The sequence below is a fragment of the Streptomyces sp. NBC_01288 genome, assembly GCF_035982055.1.
GTDB lineage: Bacteria > Actinomycetota > Actinomycetes > Streptomycetales > Streptomycetaceae > Streptomyces.
In genome coordinates this window covers 8542081-8565045 of record NZ_CP108427.1, presented here as the reverse complement: position 1 = coordinate 8565045, position 22965 = coordinate 8542081, and the positions used below count along the sequence as shown (strand labels likewise).

Annotated in this window: 23 protein-coding genes; 9 read left to right on the top strand and 14 right to left on the bottom strand. The window is 69.6% G+C overall.

Translation table 11 applies throughout. The annotated features are described in order from the left end of the window. The first annotated feature begins 1 nt into the window (after position 1). Entirely contained in the window at positions 2-451 is a 450-nt protein-coding gene (locus tag OG194_RS38540; RefSeq protein WP_327405366.1) for a hypothetical protein, read from the top strand. On the opposite strand, the gene OG194_RS38535 is transcribed toward OG194_RS38540, so the two are convergent. The 3 genes from OG194_RS38535 to OG194_RS38525 all read right to left on the bottom strand — a co-directional run bounded on the left by OG194_RS38535 (position 441) and on the right by OG194_RS38525 (position 2749). Next, positions 441-938, bottom strand: a complete 498-nt coding sequence (locus tag OG194_RS38535; RefSeq protein ID WP_327405365.1) for a GNAT family N-acetyltransferase — start codon at positions 936-938, stop codon at positions 441-443. The two genes, OG194_RS38540 and OG194_RS38535, sit on opposite strands and share 11 nt — an antisense overlap. Before the next feature lie 46 nt (positions 939-984). Continuing rightward, positions 985-1491, bottom strand: coding sequence for a sigma-70 family RNA polymerase sigma factor (locus OG194_RS38530; RefSeq protein WP_327405364.1), 507 nt, complete (start codon positions 1489-1491; stop codon positions 985-987). Between the two features lie 73 nt (positions 1492-1564). Further along, complete coding sequence (locus tag OG194_RS38525) at positions 1565-2749, bottom strand: glycerophosphodiester phosphodiesterase (protein WP_327405363.1); 1185 nt, start codon at positions 2747-2749, stop codon at positions 1565-1567. Between the two features lie 320 nt (positions 2750-3069). Here OG194_RS38525 and OG194_RS38520 point away from each other — a divergent pair, with 320 nt between their 5' ends. Further along, positions 3070-3741, top strand: a complete 672-nt coding sequence (locus OG194_RS38520) for a lysophospholipid acyltransferase family protein (RefSeq protein ID WP_318021589.1) — start codon at positions 3070-3072, stop codon at positions 3739-3741. Between the two features lie 68 nt (positions 3742-3809). Here OG194_RS38520 and OG194_RS38515 read toward each other — a convergent pair whose 3' ends face one another. From OG194_RS38515 to argH, 4 genes are all read right to left on the bottom strand, one after another. Continuing rightward, complete coding sequence (locus OG194_RS38515; protein ID WP_327405362.1) at positions 3810-5333, bottom strand: MFS transporter; 1524 nt, start codon at positions 5331-5333, stop codon at positions 3810-3812. After that, positions 5330-5896 (bottom strand): TetR/AcrR family transcriptional regulator, encoded by a 567-nt coding sequence (locus OG194_RS38510; protein WP_327405361.1) that lies wholly within the window; start codon positions 5894-5896, stop codon positions 5330-5332. Before OG194_RS38510 ends, OG194_RS38515 begins: the two co-directional genes overlap by 4 nt. 86 nt (positions 5897-5982) lie before the next feature. Then, complete coding sequence (locus tag OG194_RS38505; RefSeq protein ID WP_327405360.1) at positions 5983-6954, bottom strand: aldo/keto reductase; 972 nt, start codon at positions 6952-6954, stop codon at positions 5983-5985. A 175-nt stretch (positions 6955-7129) separates the two neighbouring features. After that, positions 7130-8560 (bottom strand): argininosuccinate lyase, encoded by a 1431-nt coding sequence (gene argH, locus OG194_RS38500; RefSeq protein WP_327405359.1) that lies wholly within the window; start codon positions 8558-8560, stop codon positions 7130-7132. Positions 8561-8811: 251 nt separating this feature from the next. On the opposite strand from argH, the gene OG194_RS38495 reads away from it, so the two are divergent. Together OG194_RS38495 and OG194_RS38490 are read left to right on the top strand one after the other, a co-directional pair. Beyond that, positions 8812-9687, top strand: coding sequence for a hypothetical protein (locus OG194_RS38495; protein WP_327405358.1), 876 nt, complete (start codon positions 8812-8814; stop codon positions 9685-9687). 144 nt (positions 9688-9831) lie between these two features. Then, positions 9832-10533 carry a L,D-transpeptidase family protein gene (locus tag OG194_RS38490; protein ID WP_327405357.1) on the top strand — a complete coding sequence of 234 codons (702 nt, stop codon included), beginning with the start codon at positions 9832-9834 and terminating at the stop codon, positions 10531-10533. Between the two features lie 114 nt (positions 10534-10647). Here OG194_RS38490 and OG194_RS38485 read toward each other — a convergent pair whose 3' ends face one another. Beyond that, positions 10648-12141 (bottom strand): sensor histidine kinase, encoded by a 1494-nt coding sequence (locus tag OG194_RS38485; RefSeq protein ID WP_327405356.1) that lies wholly within the window; start codon positions 12139-12141, stop codon positions 10648-10650. After that, positions 12141-12878 carry a response regulator transcription factor gene (locus tag OG194_RS38480; protein ID WP_327405355.1) on the bottom strand — a complete coding sequence of 246 codons (738 nt, stop codon included), beginning with the start codon at positions 12876-12878 and terminating at the stop codon, positions 12141-12143. Before OG194_RS38480 ends, OG194_RS38485 begins: the two co-directional genes overlap by 1 nt. A 151-nt stretch (positions 12879-13029) precedes the next feature. Between OG194_RS38480 and OG194_RS38475 the strand changes: the two genes are divergently transcribed. The 5 genes from OG194_RS38475 to OG194_RS38455 all read left to right on the top strand — a co-directional run bounded on the left by OG194_RS38475 (position 13030) and on the right by OG194_RS38455 (position 17904). Next, a complete protein-coding gene (locus OG194_RS38475) occupies positions 13030-14382 on the top strand; it encodes a ferredoxin reductase family protein (protein WP_327405354.1) in 1353 nt (450 codons plus the stop codon). A 7-nt stretch (positions 14383-14389) separates the two neighbouring features. Next, the gene (locus tag OG194_RS38470; RefSeq protein WP_327405353.1) at positions 14390-14845 is read left to right on the top strand and encodes an FMN-binding protein; all 456 of its coding nucleotides are present in this window, start codon (positions 14390-14392) and stop codon (positions 14843-14845) included. A 75-nt stretch (positions 14846-14920) separates the two neighbouring features. Next, positions 14921-16303 carry a ferredoxin reductase family protein gene (locus OG194_RS38465; RefSeq protein ID WP_327405352.1) on the top strand — a complete coding sequence of 461 codons (1383 nt, stop codon included), beginning with the start codon at positions 14921-14923 and terminating at the stop codon, positions 16301-16303. A 19-nt stretch (positions 16304-16322) separates the two neighbouring features. Further along, entirely contained in the window at positions 16323-17108 is a 786-nt protein-coding gene (locus OG194_RS38460) for an FMN-binding protein (protein ID WP_327405351.1), read from the top strand. After that, positions 17101-17904, top strand: coding sequence for an FAD:protein FMN transferase (locus tag OG194_RS38455; protein ID WP_442811692.1), 804 nt, complete (start codon positions 17101-17103; stop codon positions 17902-17904). Before OG194_RS38460 ends, OG194_RS38455 begins: the two co-directional genes overlap by 8 nt. Positions 17905-17974: 70 nt before the next feature. Here OG194_RS38455 and OG194_RS38450 read toward each other — a convergent pair whose 3' ends face one another. The 5 genes from OG194_RS38450 to argC are packed head-to-tail and all read right to left on the bottom strand — an operon-like array spanning position 17975 to position 22865. Further along, positions 17975-18514 carry an arginine repressor gene (locus OG194_RS38450; RefSeq protein ID WP_327405350.1) on the bottom strand — a complete coding sequence of 180 codons (540 nt, stop codon included), beginning with the start codon at positions 18512-18514 and terminating at the stop codon, positions 17975-17977. A 19-nt stretch (positions 18515-18533) separates the two neighbouring features. Continuing rightward, the gene (locus tag OG194_RS38445; RefSeq protein ID WP_327405349.1) at positions 18534-19733 is read right to left on the bottom strand and encodes an acetylornithine transaminase; all 1200 of its coding nucleotides are present in this window, start codon (positions 19731-19733) and stop codon (positions 18534-18536) included. Next, positions 19730-20689 (bottom strand): acetylglutamate kinase, encoded by a 960-nt coding sequence (gene argB, locus OG194_RS38440; protein ID WP_266870487.1) that lies wholly within the window; start codon positions 20687-20689, stop codon positions 19730-19732. Before argB ends, OG194_RS38445 begins: the two co-directional genes overlap by 4 nt. Continuing rightward, positions 20686-21840 carry a bifunctional glutamate N-acetyltransferase/amino-acid acetyltransferase ArgJ gene (gene argJ, locus OG194_RS38435; protein WP_327405348.1) on the bottom strand — a complete coding sequence of 385 codons (1155 nt, stop codon included), beginning with the start codon at positions 21838-21840 and terminating at the stop codon, positions 20686-20688. Before argJ ends, argB begins: the two co-directional genes overlap by 4 nt. Next, entirely contained in the window at positions 21837-22865 is a 1029-nt protein-coding gene (gene argC, locus OG194_RS38430; protein WP_327405347.1) for an N-acetyl-gamma-glutamyl-phosphate reductase, read from the bottom strand. The genes argJ and argC overlap by 4 nt, the downstream gene beginning before the upstream one ends. Between the last annotated feature and the right edge of the window lie 100 nt (positions 22866-22965).

Sequence of the window (22965 nt, the reverse complement as noted above, 5' to 3'; positions counted from 1 at the left end):
GATGACCACCGTGGAAGAGAACACCGTGGAAAAGAGGCCCAAGCGGCTCATCAGCGGGCCCGGCATGCTGCTCGTCTGGTTCTACGGCGTGATGGTCGTCGGCGCGGTCTCCCGCTCCGTCTACCAGATCGCCACCGAGTTCGACCGGGCCCCGCTCGCCTACTCCCTGTCGGCCGTCGCGGGCGTGGTGTACGGGTTCATCACGTACTCCCTGATCCGCGGCGGCGAAAGGGCCCGCCTGGCGGCACAGGCGTGCTGCGCCGCCGAACTCGCGGGTGTCCTGATCGTCGGTACGTTGACCGTGATCGACAGTTCGGCCTTCCCGGACGCGACGGTCTGGTCGTACTACGGCGCGGGGTACATCTTCATCCCCGTGCTGCTGCCGCTGTCCGCGCTGTACTGGCTGCGGAAGAACCGTACGACCGAGGCGTCCGACACCGTCACGCCGTAGCGACGTACGCCTCCACCGGCTTCTCCAGGACGATCATCGGTACGCCGTCGTCGCCCTGGGAGGTGCCTACGGTCTCGTAGCCGACGCGGCGGTACAGGCGGAGGTTGCCCTCGCTGCGGTGGCCGGTGTGGAGGCGGAACTTCTTGGCTCCGCGCTCCCCGGCGAGGGCCGACTCTGCCGCGCGGAGGAGGCGGGCGCCGATGCCGTGGCCCTGGAGGCGCGGGTGGACGCAGAGTTTGCCGATGGCCGCCGCGCCGTCCTCGGTCACCGTGCCGCGGACCGATCCGACCACCTCCTCGCCGAGCCGGGCGACGAAGACGCAGTCGGAACCGACCTCGTCCCGGACCGAGTCGAGGCTCTGGAGGAGCGGGTCGATGCGGTAGTTGCCGTACAGCGCCGCCTCGCTCTGGAAGCACAGGTACTGCAGCCTGAAGATCTGCTCTGAGTCCTGCTCGGTCGCCACCGAGATGGTCACGCTCATGCCCATGTGCGCACGCCTCCCGCTCACCTGATCGCCACTTGATTCCTCACTCCTATCCCCGTGCTTCGTGGGCCGCAACCTCCGGCGCCAGCAATCGCCGAAGACATCCCAGACATCTGGAACGTTCCGGGCCGAGACTGCCCTGTGAGATACCCAACTCCCCCGCGATCTCGCGGTAGGTGAGGTCCTTGGGCGACAGCAGCGCCTCCATCAGCCGCGGGCAACGGCCCGGCAATCGGCTCACCGCGTCATGCAGCGCGCGATGCCGCGCAGCCGTGAGCGCGGCCTGCTCGGGGCCGCGGTCGCTGTCGTCGACGGGCTCGTCGCCGTACGACTGTTCGAGGCGAGCGGTACGGCGGCTGCGCTGGGCCTCCGAGCGGACCGCGCGGCGGAGCCAGCGCTGGGGGTCGACCGGAGGGCCGGAGGCGTCGAGGCGCTCCAGGAGGCGGAGCCAGACGGCCTGTTCGAGGTCGCCGGGCTCGGTTCCGGAGGCATATGCCTCGGCCGAGGCTTCTGCGGCGAGCAAGGGGCGCAAGGTGGCGACAAGTTGGTGCGTCATATGCGGCACGACGCGGCCGCCCCGGCGCGAGGTTGCCGGGGCGGCCGTCTGTCACTCCAACGGGGCGGCGGGGTCAGCCGTTGACGAAGTCCGCGCGGGCCAGCAGGCCGGTGTCGGCGTTGTCGGTGAAGACACCGTCGATGCCGGTGGCGAAGTACCGCTTGAAGGCGCCGAACGCGTCGCCGTAGGCGTCCGCGGCCGTGCCCTTGCGGTACTCCAGCGGAAGGAAGGGGTTCTCGTTGCGCATGGTGTAGGGGTGCAGGATCAGGCCCGCCTTGTGCGCGTCGGCGACCAGGGTGGTCTCCTGGTTGAGGCTGCCGTCGGCGTTCTTCGTGATGATCAGGTCGAGCGTCGGGCCCAGGCCGTCCGCGTACTTCGCGATCTCGGCGAGACCCTTGGGCGTGATCAGGTCGTCGACCGTGCGCGGGTCGCCCTGGTCGATGAAGTCGAAGGGCTGGGTGCCCGTGCCGGACAGCAGCACGACCAGCGGGTTGCCGACGAGCTTGTTGATCTTCGCGATGCTGGTCGGCTCGAAGGACTGGATGAGGACCGGCGAGTTCTTACGGTCCTTGCCGTGCTTGCGCAGGATCGTCGAGAGCAGCTTCTCCATCTCGAACCCGCGCTTGCGGAAGTAGGTGGGGTGCTTCATCTCGGGGTAGATCCAGACCTGCTTGCCGCGCTTGCGGGTCTGCTCGTCCTGCCACTTGAGGACCTCTTCGAAGGTGGGGATCTCCCAGCGGCCGTTGTAGAGCATGTTGTGCGGGCGGTTGACCGGGATGCGCTCGATCGCGCGCAGGGTCTTCAGCTCGGCGAGCGTGAAGTCCTCGGTGAACCAGCCGGTCGTGGAGACGCCGTCGAGCAGCTTGGTGGTCTTGCGCGAGGCGAACTCGGGGTGGTCGGCGACGTTCGTCGTGCCGCCGATCTCCGGCTCGTGCCGGCAGACCAGGTGACCGTCCTTGGTGGGGACGAGGTCACCGGCCTCGACGATGTCGGCGCCCAGGTCGAGGGCCAGGTTGTACGAGCCGAAGGTGTGCTCCGGGCGGTAGCCGCTGGTGCCGCGATGACCGACGATCGTCGGCTTGGGCAGGTCCTTCAGGCCACCGCCTCCGTGGCGGGCCGTCGTCGCCTCGGCGGCTCTCGCCGCGCCCGCCGGTCCGAGTGCGGCCACTCCCGCACCGAGCACGGCGGCGCCGAGGAGCGCCCGTCGTCCGGTGCCGTTGGTTCGCTCGTTCGGCCCCTGCGTTCCCTGCGTGTCCATGAAACCTCCTGGCGTCGCCCCGTCGCTGCGCGCCGATCGTAGGTGCGCGTACATGACGAACGGGAGACCTTGGCCGGAACACGGCGGTGACGCTGGATGTCGTACCGGCTGGCAGGTTTGACTCACCGTCACCATGGAACGCGAGATGCGTCACAACATGGCGGCCCGGTTACGGGACCGTCCTGGCGCGGCACCGCAGGTAAACGTGCGTCAACACTGCGTAAGACCTCGGTGAACCCGATGTGCAATACCCCCGGGGCCGCGAGTATCGTCCTCACCTGCACAGATTTATATCGAACCCCTTGACACCGGAGGGCCCGTTGTCCCGCTTCGCGCTCATCAAGGCAGTGCTCGGACCGATCATGCGCCTGATGTTCCGCCCCCGGGTGGAGGGAATCGAGCACATCCCGGGAGACGGTCCGGTGATCCTGGCCGGCAACCACCTCACGTTCATCGACTCGATGATCCTTCCGCTGGTCTGCGACCGGCAGGTGCTGTTCATCGGCAAGGACGAGTACGTCACCGGGGAGGGGTTCAAGGGCCGGCTCATGGCCTGGTTCTTCACCGGGGTCGGGATGATTCCGGTGGACCGGGACGGGGCGAACGGCGGGGTCGCCGCGCTGATGACCGGGCGGCGGATCCTGGAGGAGGGCAAGGTCTTCGGGATCTATCCCGAAGGGACGCGGTCGCCCGACGGCCGGCTGTACCGGGGGCGGACCGGGATCGCTCGGCTCACGATGATGACCGGGGCGCCTGTTGTTCCGTTCGCGATGATCGGGACGGACAAGTTGCAGCCGGGCGGGGCAGGGTTTCCTCGGCCGGGGAAGGTCACTGTTCGGTTCGGTGAGGCGATGGAGTTCTCTCGGTATGAGGGGATGGATCGGGATCGGTATGTGTTGCGGGCTGTGACTGACTCTGTGATGACTGAGGTCATGCGGTTGTCTGGGCAGGAGTACGTGGATATGTACGCCACTAAGGCCAAGGCTGCGTAACGCTGTTTTTCGGGTGCGGGTGCGTGGGGGCTGGTCGCGCAGTTCCCCGCGCCCCTAAAAGCATCCCCCTAGGCGGCGTTTTCCAGGCTTTGCCCCTTGAGCATGAACCAAGCGGCAACTGCCGTTGCCAGTAGGACTGTTGCGCCTACCGCCGACGCCACGCTGAGGCCGCTGACGAAGGCTTCTCTCGCCGAGGTCAGCATTTGCTGGGACGCGTGAGACGGCATTCCCGCTGCCGCTTCCACCGCTCCGCCCAATGACTCGTGCGCGCCGCTCGGAGTGCCCGCCGGAGCTGCGAAGCCCCTGTACACGCCCGTCACGATCGAGCCGAGTACGGCGATGCCCAGGGCCGCGCCCAACTCGTAGGCCGTTTCCGAGACCGCTGAGGCTGCTCCCGCTTGTTCCTTCGGTACGGAGGAGAGGATGACGTCGGCTGTCACCGTGAAGGAGAAGCCGGCGCCTACGCCGACCACCAGGAGGGCGGCGCCGAGCAGTGGGTAGCCGGTTGACTGGTTCAGAGTTGTCAGTACGGCTAGTGCCAGGCCCACCGCCGCCAGGCCGCCGGCGACCACCGCTCGGACCGAGAAGCGGCGGGCTGTCCTTCCCGCGATCAGGCCGGCCGCCACCGCGCCTACGGCGGCGGGGATTTCGGCCAGGCCTGCCTCGAACGGGCCTCTCCCCTGGACCAGTTGGAGGTACTGGGAGAGGAAGAAGACCAGGCCGGACAGGCCGAGGATGGTCAGCAGATCGGCCAGGACGGCCGCGCTGAAGCCTCGGTTGCGGAACAGGCGCATGTCCAACAGGGGGGCGGGGAGCGTGAGTTGGCGGCGGACGAACCAGTACAGGGCCGCCGCGCCGAGCATGCCCACCGTGAGAGAGGGCAGCTCGAAGCCGTGGGTCGCGGCCTCCTTCACGGCGTAGACCACTCCGATCACGCCGATCAGGGACAGGACCACGCTGATCAGGTCCCACGGGCCCGGGTTGGGGTTCTTGGATTCCGGGAGCGTCTTGATGCCTACCAGGACCAGGACCGCCATCACGGGCAGGTTGATGAGGAAGACCGAGCCCCACCAGAAGTGTTCGAGGAGGAAGCCGCCCGCGACGGGGCCGACTGCCGTACCGGCGGAGGCTGTTGCGCCCCAGATACCTACGGCCAGGCTGCGTTCGCGCGGGTCGTGGAAGATGTTGCGGATCAGGGCGAGGGTGGCGGGCATCAGGGTCGCGCCCGCGACACCGAGGAGCGCCCGGGCCAGGATCATCAACTCCGGTGTGGACGCGTAGGCGTTGAGGATCGAGATCGCGCCGAAGGCTGTGGCTCCGATGAGAAGGATCTTCTTGCGGCCTATGCGGTCGCCGAGGCTGCCCATCGATACGAGCAGGCCCGCGATGACAAAGGAGTAGACGTCGCCGATCCAGAGGAGTTGGGTGCCGGTCGGCTTCAAGTCCTCGCTGATGTAAGGGGTTGCGAGGCCCAGGACGGTCGCGTCCACGGCCACCAGCAGCACGGCGAGCACGAGGACGGAGAGCGCGAGCCAACGGCCCGGGCGCTTCTCCGTCTCCGACACGATCGCCGGCCGCAGGGTGCTGGTCATGATTCCTCTCTCTGTGTTTCGTCTCGTCGTAGTGCGCCGCCGAGCAGCAGCTCGGCGATCATGCGGGTGAAGTCCTTGGGGGCGCCCTTGCCGCTCTGCACCATCCAGGCGCCGGAGGCCAGCAGGCCGAACAGCGCTTCGGTGAGCCAGGCGGGCGTCAGGTCGATGCGGAACTCGCCGTTCTGCTGGCCGCGCCGGAACACGGCGGTGATGCGGTCGTCGATCCGGGCCCAGCCCGCGTGCTGTTCCTCGCCCTCGAACAGCTGGTTCTCGGTGTAGAGGAAGGCGAGCAGGCCGGCGGCCGGTTCCACCTCGCGGACGAGCCGTCGTACGGCGTCCTCGGCGGGCTCCTCGTCCAGCCGCGCCGCCTCCAGCGCGGTCTCGCACTCCGCGATGCCGAGCGCCTCCAGCGCCCGTACGAGCGCGTCGCGGCCCGCGAACTGGCGGTGCAGCGTGGCCCGGCTGATCCCGGCCGCCTTGGCGACCTCGTCCATGGTCGCGGTGGACTTGCGGGTCAGCAGGGCCGCGGCGGCGCGGAGAACGTGGTCACGGTCGAGAGCCATGAGACAACCATAACCCACATGAGACACTCACGTCTCATCGGGTGCATGGCTGTCTCATGGATGGTGGGTTGCCAGGGGTTTTTTGCTCAGTGCCAGGGCAGGCGGCCGCGCTTCTCCCAGTACGTCTGCGGCTCCTCGGCGAGGGTCGCGAGGCGGGACAGCTGGTCGTCGTCGAAGTCCACGACCGCCGCGTGCAGGTTGGACGCGAGCTGGCCGACGGTCGCCGCGCCGGAGAGGACCACGCCGGCCCAGGGTTCGCGCAGGACCAGTGCGAGGGCGACCGCGTCGGAGCCCAGGTTCGTTTCCTCGGCTACGGCCTTCAGCGCGTCCGGGGCGTGCGGGTCCGCCAGTCTTCCGTTGGCCATGCCCTCCTTGATGATCACCGTGAGGCCGGCGTCGTGGGCCTCGGTGAGGGCGGGGCCCGCGGAGGTCTCCAGGGCGTTGTAGGTCGACTGGACCGTGCGGAAGAGGGGCTCGCCGTCCACCGTCACCGTGAGTGCGGCGCGGATCGCGTCCGCCTGGGCGGGGCCGCTGGTGGAGAAGCCGATGGTGACGCCTGTTGCCGCCAACTCGGCCAGTTTCGCGTGGAGTTCCTTGTCGGTGAGGGCCGGGCTGTCCGGGGTCACCGAGTGGATCTGGTAGAGGTCCAGGTGGGCGCCGAGCAGTTCGGCGGTCTCGGCGCGCTGGCGGTCGTAGACCTGGACGCTGTGGTCCTTGACCTCGTGCTTCTCCGCGTCCGTGGTCCAGTCGGCTGTGTAGGTGTAGCCCCATTTGCTGCCGACCACGATGTCGTCCAGGTCGGGGTGAGCCTTCAGCCAGTCGGCCAGGAACTCCTCGGAGCGGCCGTAGGAGCGGGCCGCGTCGAAGTAGCGGACGCCCTGCGCGTACGCGGCGTCGAGGAGGTCGTGGGTGCGGGTACGGAGGGCTTCTACGGTGCGGGTCTCTCCGAGGTCTTCTTCTCGGCCCAGGGTGATGTAGCCGGGGCGGCCTACTGCGGCGAGGCCCAGTCCGATGTGGCTGGTGGGGGTTGTCGCGTTGGCCAGTCGGGCGAAGGGCATCGCGGGCTCCGTTGGTCGGCTCCGGTGGGGCTGCTGACCAACGTAACCCGCGATGACCTGCGCTTCAGAGCTCGGGCCTTGCGGTGTTCTGGCGACTACGGGCGCGTCGTGGCTTGTCGCGCAGTTCCCCGCGCCCCCAGAGGGCCTGCGGCCCTTGGGGGCAGAATGCCCAGGCCTACTTCTTCTTGGCCGTTGACCAGGCATGCTGAACCGCCAAGTCCCGCTTTACCTCTGCCAGTTGGATCGCTACCGCGCTCGGGGCCGTGCCGCCTCGGCTGTTGCGGGACGCCAGGGCGCCCGGCACGTTCAGGACCGACCGCACCTCCGGCGTGAGGTGGGGGGAGATCTTCGCGAACTGGTCGTCCGTCAGGCCGTCCAGTTCGATGCCCTCGGATTCGGCGACCTTGACGCACTCGCCGGCTACCTCGTGGGCGACGCGGAAGGGGACGCCCTGCTTGACCAGCCACTCGGCGATGTCCGTGGCGAGGGAGAAGCCGGCCGGGGCCAGTTCTTCCATGCGGTCGCGGTGGATGGTGAGGGTGGCCATCATGCCGGTGAACGCCGGGAGCAGGACCTCCAGTTGGTCGATGGAGTCGAAGACCGGCTCCTTGTCCTCCTGGAGGTCGCGGTTGTAGGCGAGCGGGAGGGCCTTGAGCGTGGCCATCAGGCCCGTGAGGTTGCCGATCAGGCGGCCGGACTTGCCGCGCGCCAGTTCCGCGATGTCCGGGTTCTTCTTCTGGGGCATGATCGACGAGCCCGTGGAGAACGCGTCGTGCAGGGTCACGAAGGAGAACTCCTTCGTGTTCCAGATGATGATCTCCTCGGCGATCCGGGAGAGGTTCACCCCGATCATCGCCGTGATGAAGGCGAACTCCGCGACGAAGTCACGGGAGGCCGTGCCGTCGATGGAGTTGGCGACACTGCCGTGCTCGAAGCCGAGGTCCTTCGCCACCGACTCCGGGTCCAGGCCGAGGGAAGAACCCGCGAGCGCGCCCGAGCCGTACGGGGAGACGGCCGTCCGCTCGTCCCACTGGCGCAGGCGTTCCGCATCCCGGGACAGCGGCTGTACGTGGGCCAGCATGTGGTGGGCGAACAGCACCGGCTGGGCGTGCTGGAGGTGGGTGCGGCCGGGCATCGCCACGTCCGGGTGGGCCTCCGCGAGGCCGACCAGCGCGTCCTGGAGGTCGGCGATGAGGCCGCCGAGGGTGCGGGCGTGGTCGCGCAGGTACATCCGGAAGAGGGTCGCGACCTGGTCGTTGCGGGAGCGGCCCGCGCGCAGCTTGCCGCCGAGGTCGGGGCCGAGGATCTCCAACAGGCCGCGTTCCAGGGCCGTATGGACGTCCTCGTCGGCGATCGTGCCGACGAGGGAGCCGTCGGCGACGTTCGCTGCGAGCTGGTCGAGGCCCGCGAGCATGCGGTTCAGCTCGTCGTCGTCGAGGAGGTTCGCCTTGTGCAGCACGCGCGCGTGGGCGCGGGAACCGGCGATGTCGTAGGGCGCGAGCCGCCAGTCGAAGTGGACGGACGCGGACAGCTTCGCCAGGGCCTCGGCGGGACCGTCGGCGAAACGACCGCCCCAGAGCCGTACGTCACCGCTGTTGCTGCTCACTTGCGCTGCTCCTCAAAGGCCGTGGGTGGGTCGCGATGTTCCGCGTTGTCCCTGTGTCGTCCCTGCAGTTTCCCTGCATTGTCTCGCATGCATGATTATGCAGAGTTCTGTATGGATCGTCAATTTTAGTGTCCCTTGAACGGCAGCAACCGCTTACCCGTACCTCTCGCCGGACGCAGGCGCCGCGTTTCTCCCCATGAGTCACCCAAGAGTCACCCCCAGTTCACCCCTGACCCGAGTGAGGCATTCGCATGTCCAGGGCTCTCCCCAAGTACAACAAGCGTCGCGTCGTGTTCATCGGCGGTGCCGCCGCCGTGGCGCTGTCCGGCGCGGTCATCGCCGGGTCCGCTCTTGCCGGGACGCCGGACAAGAGCAGCACGGCGCAGAGCGCCCGGACCTTGTCCGACCCCGGGACGATCTCTTGCCCTGATGTGAAGTCGCAGCTGCCCGCCGTTCCGGCTTCCGCGCAGGCCGAGGTGGATCGGAACCTCACCCTTCTCGACACGCAGATCGCCGAGGCCGACAAGCGGCTCGTCGACACGGTGGGACAGGGTGGGGCGAACTTCGTCCAGAACGCGATCCTCGGTCCGCTGAAGGACAAGCGGGTGTCCACCATCGACCGGATCGCCATCGCCATCGGGCGTCAGGGCACCAAGCCGACGGGGCTCGACTCGCTGGCCACCTGCACCCTCAACGCCGGTGGGACCGACGTCGGCGGGACGGAGACGGGCGGAACCGACACCGGTGCGACCGACACCGCGACCCCGAGCGCCACGGAGTCCGCCACCGACGCGGCCGGGGGCACGGAGGACACCGGCGACGCGGCGAGTGCGGTCGGGACGATCTCCTGCCCCGACGTGAAGTCGCAGCTGCCCGCCGTTCCGGCCTCCGCGCAGGCCGAGGTCGACCGGAACCTCACCCTTCTCGACACGCAGATCGCAGAGGCCGACAAGCGACTCGTCGACACGGTCGGGCAGGGCGGCGCCAACTTCGTTCAGAACGCGATCCTCGGCCCGCTGGCGGACAAGCGCGTCTCGACGATCGACCGGATCGCGATCGCCATCGGGCGTCAGGGCACCAAGCCCTCCGGTCTCGACTCCCTGGCCGCCTGCACGCTCACCAAGTGACGTGACAGGCAGCCGTGGCCGCCCCGATGAACGCCGGCCGGGGCGGCCACGGTGACGCCCGCGACACACCGGACCACACTCGGACCGGCCCTGAATGGGTCATCCGGGCTGCCCGTGCCGCCGGTGACCTCTACCGTCTGTGCCATGCGCTCCGGTGTCGTCGCCCTCGCGTCCGCGTCCCTTCTTCTGCTCGCCGCGGTTCCCTCACGGGCCGCGGCGCCGCCGAATCCGTCGTCGCTCGCGGATACCGGGGGTGGGAGTCAGCTGATCCTCGCGCAGGCTCCGCGTGTGAACTCCACGGCGGGGACGGTGAGTTGGTGGGAGCGGCGGGGTGGGGTCTGGGTGAAGGTCGGGTCTGTGGCGGCTCGGTTCGGGGCGAAGGGGCTGGTTGAGGGTCGGGCTCGTCAGCAGGGGTCCTATACGACTCCTACCGGGTTGTACGACCTGCCGTTCGCCTTTGGGATCAAGGCGGCTCCTGCTGGGACCAAGGCCAAGTACCGGCGGGTCAGCGGGAGTTCGTGGTGGTGTGAGGACACTCGGTCTCGGGTCTACAACCGGTGGAGCGAGCCCCTGGCGAGCGATTGTCGGGCGTCCGAGTCCGAGCGGTTGATCTCCTATGCGACGCAGTATGCGTACGGGTTCGTCGTCGGGTTCAACTACGCCAAGCCTGTGAAGGGGCGAGGGGCCGGGATTTTTTTGCATGTCAACGGGCGTGGGGCTACCGCCGGTTGTGTGTCTGTGTCGGGGGATGCGATGCGGAGGATTTTGCGGTGGGCTGATCCTTTGCGGGAGCCGCATATTGCGATTGGGACGGTGAGCGGGGTTACGGCGATCACTCGGTACTGATTCGCTAGAGCGCCGTTTCGTTATCGGTCGTGTGGCGAGTGCGGGCGCGTCGTGGCTGGTCGCGCCCACGCGGCGGAGCCGCATATCGACACAGCCCCGCGCCCCTTAGGGGGTTCAGGCCGCCGGAAGCCTCACCGTGAACGTTGTCGAACCCGGGCGGCTCTCCAACGTCACGCTTCCTCCATGCGCCTCCGTCACCGCCGCCACGATCGACAGGCCCAGGCCCGCGCCTCCCCCTCCCCCGCCCTCTGTTCGTCTGCGGTCTGCGCGGGTGAAGCGTTCGAAGACTCCTGGTTGGACCTCTGCGGGGATGCCCGGGCCGTCGTCGTGGACCGTCAGCGAGGTCTCCTCGTCACCCTTCTCGACCGTCACCGTCACTTTCGTGCCAACAGGCGTGTGCAGGCGCGCGTTGGCCAACAGGTTGGCCAGTACCTGTTGGAGGCGGTGGGCGTCGCCCGTCAACGTGACCGGTTCCTCGGGGAGTTCGAGGGTCCAGCGGTGGTCGGGGCCGGCGGCGCGGGCGTCGGCCACGGCGTCGAGGACCAGGCGGGTGAGGTCGACCGGGCGGCGTTCCAAGGGGCGGCCCGCGTCGAGGCGGGCGAGGAGGAGCATCTCGTCGACCATGACGCCCATGCGGGCGGACTCCGCCGCTATGCGTTCCAGCGCCCGGGTGACCTTCGGTGGGACGGGGTCCGGGTGGAGGAGGGCGAGTTCGGCGTGGCCCCGGATCGACGCCACCGGGGTGCGCAGTTCGTGGCTGGCGTCGGCCGCGAAGCTGCGCAGCCGTTCCTCGCTGGCGTGCCGGTGGGTGAGCGCGTCCTCGACATGGCCGAGCATGCGGTTGAAGGCACCGGCGACCTTGCCCACCTCGCTGCGCGGATCGGACTCGGGTGCCCGGGGCGGCAGCGTCACCTCACCGCTGGCCAGCGGGAGTTCACTGACCCGGGTGGCCGTCGCGGCGACCCGGCTGAGCGGCCGTAGGGACCAGCGCACCCAGAGCGCGCCCGCGAAGCCGGCGATCAGGAGGGCCGCGCCGAAGACGATCGCCTCGACCGCCTCCAGCCGGTGGACCGTGGCCTCCACGGACTCCAGCGGGAGCCCGGTGATCATCACGTCGCCGTCCCGGCCCGCGGAGGCGAGGACGCGGTACCCGCCGAGGGACGAGAGGTGGAGGGTGCGTGCCGTGCCTCCGACCGGGACCGCGGCGAGCGCCTTTCTGTCCCGTGCGGTCAGGGTGACCTTCAGGTCCGTCGTGGCGTCGTCCTTGTCGGTGGGTACGACCGCCGCGTTGGTGACGGTGCCGTCGACCAGGCGGGCGCCGAACGTGCCCGGTGCCTGGCGACGGGTGTCGCCGCGTTCCCGGTCGTCGGCGTCGTGGTCGGTCGGCGTCTGGCCCTTGTGCTCCAGGCTGGCCGGGAACTGGGTGCCGACCTCGGTCAGTTGCTGGTCCAGGCGTCCGGTGAGGAAGCCGTCCAGCTCGATCACCGCGGCCACCCCGACCGCGGCGCAGCTGACCGCGAGCAGCACGACCAGGCCTGCCGTGAGGCGCGCCCGCAGGGTGTGCGGCCAGCGCAGTCCCCGTAGTCCCCTGCTCAGTCCCCCGCGCATCAGGGCACCGGCTTGAGCACGTACCCGGCCCCGCGCACGGTGTGAATCATCGGGGCGCGGCCCGCGTCCACCTTCTTGCGCAGGTACGAGATGTACAGCTCGACGACATGGGCCTGGCCGCCGAAGTCGTAGGACCAGACGCGGTCCAGGATCTGGGCCTTGCTGAGGACGCGGCGCGGGTTGCGCATGAGGAAGCGGAGCAGTTCGAACTCGGTCGGGGACAGCTCGACGAGTTCGCCCGCGCGGGTGACCTCGCGGGCCTCCTCGTCCATCACCAGGTCCCCGACCGTCATCCGGGGGCCCTCCTCCTGCTGGCGGGCCATGCCCGCGCGGCGCAGCAGGCCGCGCAGCCGGGCGACGACCTCCTCCAGGCTGAAGGGCTTGGTGACGTAGTCGTCGCCGCCCGCGGTGATGCCGGCGATGCGGTCCTCGACCGTGTCCCGGGCGGTGAGGAAGAGGACGCAGACGTCGGGCTTGACCTCGTGCAGGGAGCGCAGCACGGCGAAGCCGTCGGTGTCCGGGAGCATCACGTCGAGGACGACGGCGTCGGGCCGCAGCTCGCGCGCGCCGACGAGCGCGGAGGCGCCGTCGCCGGCCGCGCGGACCTCCCAGCCCTCGTAGCGCAGGGCACCGGACAGCACCTCGGCGAGGTCGGGGTCGTCGTCGACGACGAGGACGCGCACGGGGGTGCCGTCGGGGCGGGTGAGGGCCGGTCGGCCGGAGCGGGTCGTGTTCATGGCGCTTACCAGCATCTCCCCTGGTGGCGCCCCCGGCCGCCGTGAGCGGCTCTGAGTTTCCTCTGAGAAAGCTGAGAAAGGCGTTCGCTCAGAGATCCCTCAGAGGTTCGGCCCGCACAGTTGCGTGCAGGACGGGTGAAAGGACACACACATGACCACCGTGTACGAACGGCGGACGGCGCCGCCCGTGGCGCCCGCTCCCCGGCGTTCGCCGGCGGGCGCGGTGCTCGGGCTGCTGTGGGCCGGTGCGGCGGCCGCGGTCGCCCTCTGGTGGGCGGACACCGGGTCGGTGGTCGGAGCCGCGGGCTGGCTGACCGGGATCGGGCGGATCGCCGGACTGCTGTGCGGGTACGCCTGCGCGGTGCTCGTGGGTCTGATGGCGCGGGTGCCGCTGCTGGAGCGGCGGGTCGGCTCGGACCGGGTGGCCCGCTGGCACGCGATGGCCGGGCGGTACACGGTCTGCCTGCTCGTCGTGCACATCGTGTTCATCCTCCTCGGGTACGCCGCCCAGGACCGCGCCTCGATCGTGCACGAGGCGGTCACCGTGGTCCTGGACTACCCGGACATGCTGAAGGCGACGTTCGGCGGGGTCATCCTGTTCGCGGTCGGCATCACCTCGGCGCGCGCGGCGCGACGGAAACTGAGTTACGAGTTCTGGTACTACGTCCATCTCCTCACGTACGTCGCCGTGTTCCTCGCCTTCTTCCACCAGCTGTCCCTGGGCAACGAGTTCAACGGCAACGCGGGGGCGACGGACGCCTGGTACGCGTTGTACCTCGGCGTCGCGGCCCTCGTCCTCTGGTACCGGATCCTCGCCCCGGTGCGGCTCAATCTGCGGCACCGGCTGCGGGTGGAGTCCGTGCACCGGGAGGCGCCGGGTGTCTACTCCGTCGTCGTACGCGGGCGGCGGGTCGACGAACTCGGCGCGGAGGCGGGGCAGTTCTTCCGCTGGCGGTTCTTCGGTGAGGGCATGGGCTGGGCGTCCACGCCGTACTCGCTGTCGGCGCCGCCCCGCGGGGACCTGCTGCGGATCACGGTCAAGGCGCTCGGCGACCACAGCGCGGCCGTGCCGTTGCTGCGGCCGGGGGCGCGGGTGTGGGCGGAGGGGCCGTACGGGTCGATGACCGCCCAACGGGGTTCCGGGCAGCGGTCGTTGCTGATCGCGGCCGGGGTCGGGATCACCCCGCTGCGGGCGCTGTTCGAGACGCTGCCCGGCGAGGTGACGCTGCTGTACCGGGCCCGTACGGCCCAAGACCTGGCGCTGGGCGGGGAGTTGGAGGCGATCGCCCAGTGGCGCGGGGCGAAGGTGCTGTACGCGCTCAACGGGCCCAAGGGACAACGGCCTTCGCTCAGCCCGGCGTATCTGCGCAAAGCCGTGCCCCATCTCGCCGGGCACGACGTGTACATCTGCGGTCCGCACGCGTTCGCCCAGGAGATGTACGGGGCTCTGTCCGCCGCGGGTGTGCCGGACCGTCGTATCCATCACGAGTCGTTCGAGCTGTGAGGCCGTCGTGCATCCGTTGAAGAAGAACCGCCCGCTGCGCCGGATCGTGCTGGCGAGCGCGGTCACCGCGTCCGGTCTGGTGATGCTGCTGGCGCTGAAGCCGCACACGACGCCCGAGATCGCGGTGGCGCCCGCGCCGGCCAGCTCCAACTCCGGTGCTGGTTCGGGCGGTTCGACCGCCACCGGCACCAAGACCGTCACCGGGGACACCGTGCAGACCCAATGGGGTCCCGTGCAGGTGAAGATCACCGTGAAGAACGGCAGGATCACCGATGTCACCGCGGTCCAGTCGCCGTCGGACAATCCGCGCGACCAGGAGATCAACTCCTATGCCCTGCCCGAGTTGCGGAGCGAGACGCTGGCCGCGCAGAGCGCGAAGATCGACACGGTGTCGGGAGCCACCTACACAAGTGACGGTTACCGCCAGTCACTCCAGTCCGCACTGGACTCCGCCGGACTCTGAACGCACAGGCGCAACGGCACGTACTTCAGGGCCAAGGGACCAGCCCACCCCCCTTGCCCCGTCCACGGAGGAACCGTGACCACCACGCTCGCAGGCGGACGTGCCGCCCGCCGACAGACGATGCGCCGCATCCGCCCGCGCCGCTCCCCAGCGACCCTGCTGCTGCTCGCCGTCTGGGCGGGCGCGGTCGGGGTGCTGTGGATGTGGTGGCACAACACGCCGTCCATCGCCGACCAGAACGGCAAGATCCTCAACGCGGGCCGTATCACCGGCCTGTTGGCCGGCTATCTGATGGCACTCGTCGTGCTCCAGATGGCCCGCGTGCCCGCCCTGGAGCGCCGGGTCGGCTCCGACCGGGTCGCCCGCTGGCACGCAATGAGCGGTCGCTACACGCTCTGCCTGGTCTTCGCGCACGTCTTCCTCATCATGTGGGGCTACGCCCTCCAGGCGGGCAAGACGCTGAGCGACATCGTCCAGCAGACCATCGACTCGGTGAACCAGCTGCCCGACATGGGCAAGGCCGCGATCGGCACGGGCCTGTTCCTGCTCATCGGCCTGTCGTCGATCGGCGCCGTCCGCCGCAGGCTGCCGTACGACACCTGGTACCACGTCCACCTGCTGACGTACGGGGCCGTGTTCCTGACCTTCTGGCACCAGATCACCACCGGCAACGACTTCGCGCTGACGCCGATCGCCAAGACCGTCTGGTACGGGCTCTACGGCACGGTCACCGCGCTGGTGGTCTGGTACCGGATCCTCACCCCGATCCGCCTCAACATGCGGCACCGGATGCGGGTCGAGGCGGTCATCGAGGAGACGCCCGGCATCGTGTCGGTGCTGATCAGCGGGCGCAAGCTGCACCGGATCGGCGCGGAGGCCGGGCAGTTCTTCCGCTGGCGGTTCCTGGCGCCGGGCATGCGGTTCAGCTCGCACCCGTACTCGCTGTCGGCGGCACCCCGCCCGAACATGCTGCGGATCACGGTCAAGGCGATCGGCGACCACAGCGCCCGGCTGCGCGAGCTGCGGCCCGGCACCAAGGTGTGGGCCGAGGGCCCCTACGGCGCGATGACCTCGCAGCGGCGCACCCGCGGCAAGGTGCTACTGGTCGCGGGCGGCGTCGGCATCACGCCGATGCGGGCCCTGTTCGAGACGCTGCCCGGGGGCGCCGGTGACATCACGCTGCTCTACCGCGCCAACACCACCCAGGACCTGGCGCTGTGGGACGAGTTGGCGAAGATCGCCGACGAGCGCGGCGCCCGGCTGATGTACGCGGTCAACAGCCCCGGCGGTGAGCGCCCCGACATCTCGGCGGACTCGCTGCGCCGGAAGCTGCCGGACATCGACCACCACGACGTCTTCATGTGCGGGCCGCCCGGCTTCGCGCAGTCGGTCTACGAAGCACTGCGCGGCGCCGGGGTTCCCGCCCGCCGTATCCATCACGAGTCGTTCGAGATGTGAGCGACGGGAGTCAGGAGCGATGAAGAAGAGTCACCCCATCCGGCGTGTTCTGCTCGCGAGCGCCGCCACCGTGTCCGGGATCGTGTTGCTGCTCTCCCTGAAGCCGGCGTCGGATCCAGCCTCGGCGTCCGCGCAGGGTGCGGGGACCCAAGGTGCCGCCGCCGCGCAGGAGTCGCCCCAGGGCGGTACCGCGGCGGCCGGGACCTCGACGGTCACGGGCGCCGTCGCCCAGACCCAGTACGGGGTCGTCCAGGTACGCCTGACGGTCGCCAACGGCAAGATCACCAAGGCCGAGGCGGTCCAGGCGCCCAAGGGCGGCACCAGCGACCAGAAGACCGCGCTGTCCGTGCCCAAGCTCAATCAGGAGGCCGTGGCCACCCAGAGCGCGGACATCACGTCCGTGTCCGGGGCGAGCTACACCAGCGCCGGCTACAAGCAGTCCCTTCAGTCGGCCATCGACAAGATGAAGGCCGCCGGCGCCAACACGGCCGCCCCGTCGCAGAGTTCGGCCGCCGCGGCGCCTGCCGCCCAGGCCAAGACCGTCACCGGTGACGTCGTGACGACCGAGTACGGGCCCGTCCAGGTCCGGATCACCGTAGCGGGCGGCAAGATCACCAAGGCCGACGCGGTGCAGGCCCCGAGCGGCGGGACCAGCGACCAGAAGACGGCGCTGTCGATCCCGAAGCTCAACCAGGAGGCCGTGGCCGCCGGGAACGCGAACATCGACTCCGTGTCGGGTGCCTCGTACACGAGCGGCGGTTACAAGAAGTCCCTTCAGTCGGCGCTGGACAAGGCCGGTGGCTGACACGGTGACCGATCCCGCGGCCGCTCCCGCCGAACTGCGGCACGCCGAGGAGGTCATGGGGACGGTGTTCTCCTTCGACATCCGCGGCGGGGAGCCCGAGGCCGTCCGAGCCGCGCTGGAGCAGGCGGTCGCCCAACTGCACCGCGTCAACGAGGTGTTCAGCACCTACCGCGAGGACAGCCAGGTCTCCCGGCTGGCCCGCGGCGACCTCACCCTCGCGGAGTGCGACGCCGAGGTCGCCGAGGTGCTGGAGCTGGGCGCGGAGGCGGAGCGGGTGAGCGCCGGCTGGTTCAGCACCAAGTACGAGGGACCCCTCGACCCCACCGGCATCGTGAAGGGCTGGGCCGCCGAGCGCGCGGCCGAGCTGATCGCGGCGGCGGACGGGGTGAGCGGGGTCAGCGTCAACGGCGGCGGCGACGTCCAGATGTTCGGCGCACCGGGACCGCACCGCCCCTGGCGGGTCGGCGTCTCCGATCCGCTCCGCCCGGGCGGTCTCGCGGCCGTCATCTCGGCCGCGGGCACCGACGAGTTGGCCGTGGCCACCTCCGGTACGGCGGAGCGCGGGGCGCACATCGTGGACCCGAGCACCGGCAAGTCCGCGGTGACCGACCTGGTCGCCGTCACCGTCGTGGCACCGCGTCTGACCTGGGCCGACTGCTGGGCCACGGCCGCGTTCGCGATGGGCTCGCGCGAGGGCCTGGCCTGGCTGGAGTCGCTGCCGGACGTCGAGGCGCTGCTCATCACCGCCGGCGACGAGGTGCGCTGCACGGGTGGCCTGGCGGCCAGACTCGGCTGAAGCCCCATGCGAGTCGGGGGTGCACCGGACAACTCCGGTGCACCCCCGACTCGTTGGCCGTACGGATACGTCAGTGGTCGTTCTGCGCCAGCCGCAGCAGATGGTCCGCGAGGGCCTGGCCGCCGAGCGGGTCCCGGCTGATCAGCATGAGCGTGTCGTCGCCGGCGATGGTGCCGAGGATGTCCTGGAGTTCGGCCTGGTCGATCGCCGAGGCGAGGAACTGGGCGGCACCCGGCGGGGTGCGCAGGACCACGAGGTTGGCGGAGGCCTCCGCGGAGATCAGCAGCTCCGAGGAGAGCCGCCGCATCCGCTCCTCCTTCGCCGACTCCCCCAGCGGCACGCGCGGGGTGCGGAAACCGCCCTCGCTCGGCACCGCGTAGATGAGGTCGCCGTCGTTGTTGCGGATCTTCACCGCGTTCAGTTCGTCCAGGTCCCGGGAGAGCGTCGCCTGGGTGACGCTCAGCCCGTCGTCGGACAGCAGCTTCGCCAACTGGCTCTGGGAACGCACCGGTTGCCGGTTGAGGATGTCCACGATCCGGCGGTGGCGGGCGGTGCGGGTCTGCGGCACGGCAGGCCCCGCGGTGTGCTCGTGCTCCTGCGCCTGACTCATCGTCGACTCATTCTCCGGATCATCCGTCCCCCTTGGCCACGTCCAGGATCCCGGGCAGCGCCCGGAGGAACGCGTCCGCCTCGTCGTCGCCGAGGTTCAACGGTGGCATCAGCCGTACGACATCGGGGGCGGGCGCGTTGACCAGGAAGCCGGCGTCCTGAGCCGCCTGTTGCACCTGGGGCGCGAGCGGCTCGGTGAGCACGATACCCAGGAGGAGGCCCGCACCCCGGACATAATCGATCAGCGGGTGACGGGAACTGCCGTCGGCGCCCTCGATTCCGTCCCGGATCCTCTCGCTCTGCCGCTTCACGTTGTCGAGGAGATCCTCGTTCGCGATGGTGTCGAGTACGGCGAGTCCGGCGGCGCAGGCGACCGGGTTGCCGCCGAACGTCGTGCCGTGCTGGCCGGGTTGGAGCAGCTCGGCCGCACGCCCGAAGGCCACGGTGGCACCGAGCGGCAGCCCACCGCCGAGCCCCTTCGCGAGGGTCACGACATCCGGGAGTACTCCTTCGTGGGCCTGGTACTCGAACCAGTGCCCGGTACGGCCGACCCCGGTCTGTACTTCATCCAGGACCAGCAGCGCACCGTGCGCGGCGGTGATCGCGCGGGCCGCCTTCAGATACCCGGCGGGCGGTACGACGACCCCGTTCTCGCCCTGGATCGGCTCGATGATGACGAGCGCGGTGTCCTCGGTGACGGCGGCGGCGAGGGCCTGCGCGTCGCCGAAGGGCACGTGGGTGACCTCGCCAGGCAGCGGGAGGAACGGTGCCTGCTTGCCGGGCTGGCCGGTGAGGGCGAGGGAGCCCATCGTCCGGCCGTGGAAGGCGCCGGTGGTGGCGACCATGTGCTGACGGCCCGTCAGGCGGCCGATCTTGAAGGCGCCTTCGTTGGCCTCGGCGCCCGAGTTGCAGAAGAACACCTTGCCGTCCCGGCCGAAGCGCTCAAGGAGCCGTTCGGCGAGGGCGACGGGCGGTTCGGCGATGAACAGGTTGGAGACATGGCCGAGTTCGGCGATCTGCCTGCTGACGGCCTCGACGATCGCCGGGTGGGCGTGCCCGAGGGCGTTGACCGCGATCCCGCCGACGAAGTCGGTGTACTCGTTGCCGTCGGCGTCCCAGAGCTTGGCGCCCGCGCCGCGGACGAGGGGGAGCTTCGGGGTGCCGTAGTTGTTCATGAGCGACCCCTGCCAGCGCTGGGTCAGCTCCTCATTCGCGGTCATACGGCATCCCCCTGCTTCTTGCCTGCCTTCTTGGCGGACTTCTTCTTGGCGGACTTCTGGTCGGGCAGCTCGTCCGGCACGACCATCGTCCCGATGCCCTCGTCGGTGAAGATCTCCAGCAGGATCGAGTGCTGGACCCGGCCGTCGATGACCCGGGCGGTGGTCACGCCGTTGCGCACGGCGTGCAGACAGCCCTCCATCTTCGGCACCATCCCGGAGCTCAACTCCGGGAGCAGCTTCTCCAGTTGGGTGGCCGTGAGGCGGCTGATCACCTCGTCGCTGTGGGGCCAGTCCTCGTAGAGACCCTCGACGTCCGTGAGGACCATGAGGGTCTCGGCGCCCAGCGCAGCAGCGAGTGCCGCAGCAGCCGTATCAGCATTGACGTTGTAGACATGTCCGTCGTCCTCGCTCCTGGCGATCGACGAGACGACCGGGATACGGCCGTCGGCGAGCAGCGCCTCGATCGCGCCGGTGTCGATCGCGGTGATCTCACCCACCCGCCCGATGTCGACCAACTCCCCGTCGATCTCGGGCAGATGCTTGGTGGCGGTGATGGTGTGCGCGTCCTCGCCGGTCAACCCGACGGCGAGCGGCCCGTGTTGGTTGAGCAGCCCGACCAACTCGCGCTGCACCTGCCCCGCGAGCACCATCCGTACGACGTCCATGGCGTCCTCGGTGGTGACGCGCAGGCCGGCCTTGAACTCGCTGACGATGCCGTGCCGGTCGAGGGCGGCGCTGATCTGCGGGCCGCCGCCGTGCACGACGACGGGCTTGAGCCCCGCGTGGTGCAGGAACACGACGTCCTGCGCGAACGCGGCCTTCAGGTCCTCGTCGATCATGGCGTTGCCGCCGAACTTGATGACGACGGTCTTGCCGTTGTGCCGGGTCAGCCAGGGCAGCGCCTCGATGAGGATCTGCGCCTTGGGCAGCGCGGTGTGCTTGCGGGTAGTGCTCATGACGAGTACGCGCTGTTCTCGTGGACGTAGTCGGCGGTCAGGTCGTTGGTCCAGATCGTCGCGGTCTCGGACCCGGCGGCCAGGTCGGCGACGATGTGCACCTCGCGGTAGCGCATGTCGACCTTGTCGCGGTCCTCGCCGACGCCCCCGTTCTTGCAGACCCAGACGCCGTTGATGGCGACGTTGAGCTGGTCCGGTTCGAAGGCGGCCTTGGTCGTGCCGATCGCGGACAACACCCGTCCCCAGTTGGGGTCTTCGCCGTGGATGGCGCACTTGAGGAGGTTGTTGCGGGCGATGGAACGGCCCACCTCGACGGCGTCGTCCTCGCTCGCGGCGTTGATCACCTCGACCTTGATGTCCTTGCTGGCACCTTCGGCGTCGCGGATGAGCTGTTGACCGAGGTCGTCACAGACTGCGCGGACGGCCTCGGCGAACTCCTCGTACCCCGGGGTGACTTGGGAGGCGCCGGAGGCGAGCAGCAGTACGGTGTCGTTGGTGGACATGCAGCCGTCGGAGTCGACCCGGTCGAAGGTGGTGCGGGTGGCGGCCCGAAGTGCCTTGTCCAGTACGTCGGTTGCGACGTCGGCGTCGGTGGTGAGGACGACGAGCATGGTGGCGAGGCCGGGGGCGAGCATGCCGGCGCCCTTGGCCATGCCGCCGACGGTCCAGCCGTCCTTGGTGGTCACGACGGCGGTCTTGTGCACGCTGTCGGTGGTCTTGATGGCGATGGCGGCCTTCTCACCACCGTGCTCGGAGAGTTGACCGGCGGCGGCATCGACTCCGGGAAGCAGCTTGTCCATCGGGAGCAGGAGTCCGATGAGCCCGGTGGAGGCGACGGCGACCTCGGCGGCGTTCAGCCTGAGCGTGTCGGCGACCTTCTCGGCGGTGGCGTGCGTGTCCTGGAAGCCCTTCGGCCCCGTACAGGCGTTGGCGCCACCGGAGTTGAGGACGACGGCGGACACCTGACCGCCCTTCAGCACCTGTTCCGACCACAACACCGGCGCGGCTTTGACGCGGTTGGAGGTGAAGACGCCCGCGGCGGCGAGGCGGGGCCCGGTGTTGACCACGAGGGCCAGGTCCGGGTTGCCGTTCTCCTTGATCCCGGCGGCGATGCCCGCGGCCGTGAATCCCTGTGCTGCCGTCACACTCACGGCGCGACTCCGATCGTCGTCAGCCCGGTGGACTCGTCGAGCCCGAGGGCGAGGTTCATGCTCTGTACGGCACCGCCCGCGGTGCCCTTGGTCAGATTGTCGATGGCGCTGATCGCGATGATCCGTCCCGCGACCTCGTCGTACGCGACCTGCACCTGAACGGCGTTGGAACCGTAGACGGACGCCGTCGCGGGCCACTGTCCCTCGGGGAGCAGATACACGAACGGCTCGTCGGCGAAGGCCTTCTCGTAGACGGCGCGCACGGACTCGCCGGTGACGCCGGGCTTCGCCTTGGCGCTGCACGTGGCGAGGATGCCGCGGGCCATCGGCGCGAGGGTGGGCGTGAAAGACACGGTGACGGGCTCACCGGCGGCCGCGCCGAGGTTCTGGATGATCTCGGGGGTGTGCCGGTGCCCGCCGCCGACGCCGTACGGGGACATGGAGCCCATGACCTCGGAGCCCAGGAGGTGCGCCTTGGGTGCCTTGCCCGCACCAGAGGTTCCGGACGCGGCGACGATGACGGCCTCGTTCTCGGCGAGCCCGGCGGCGTACGCCGGGAAGAGCGCGAGCGAGGCGGCCGTCGGATAGCAACCGGGCACGGCGATGCGCTTGGACCCCTCCAACGCGGCGCGAGCGCCCGGGAGTTCGGGCAGGCCGTAGGGCCAGGTGCCGGCGTGCGAGGAGCCGTAGAAGCGCTCCCAGTCGGCCGCGTCCTTCAGCCGGAAGTCGGCGCCCATGTCGACTACGAGGACGTCCGGGCCGAGCTGCTCGGCGACGGCGGCGGACTGTCCGTGGGGCAGGGCGAGGAAGACGACGTCGTGTCCGGCGAGGACTTCCGGGGTGGTTTCCTGGAGGACCCGCCCGGCGAGTGGCAGCAGATGCGGTTGCAGCGCGCCGAGTTTCTGTCCGGCGTTGGAGTTGCCGGTCAGGGCACCGATCTCGACCTCGGGGTGCGCCAGGAGCAGACGCAGGAGTTCCCCACCCGCGTATCCACTCGCTCCGGCCACTGCCGCACGTACCGCCATGGAACCCTCCTCTTCGATGGCATGACTATACGTTTCGCTGCACGTTTATGCAATCTGCCTGGGTGGGTATGCAGACAGGCTGCGATCAGTCGCTTCAGAT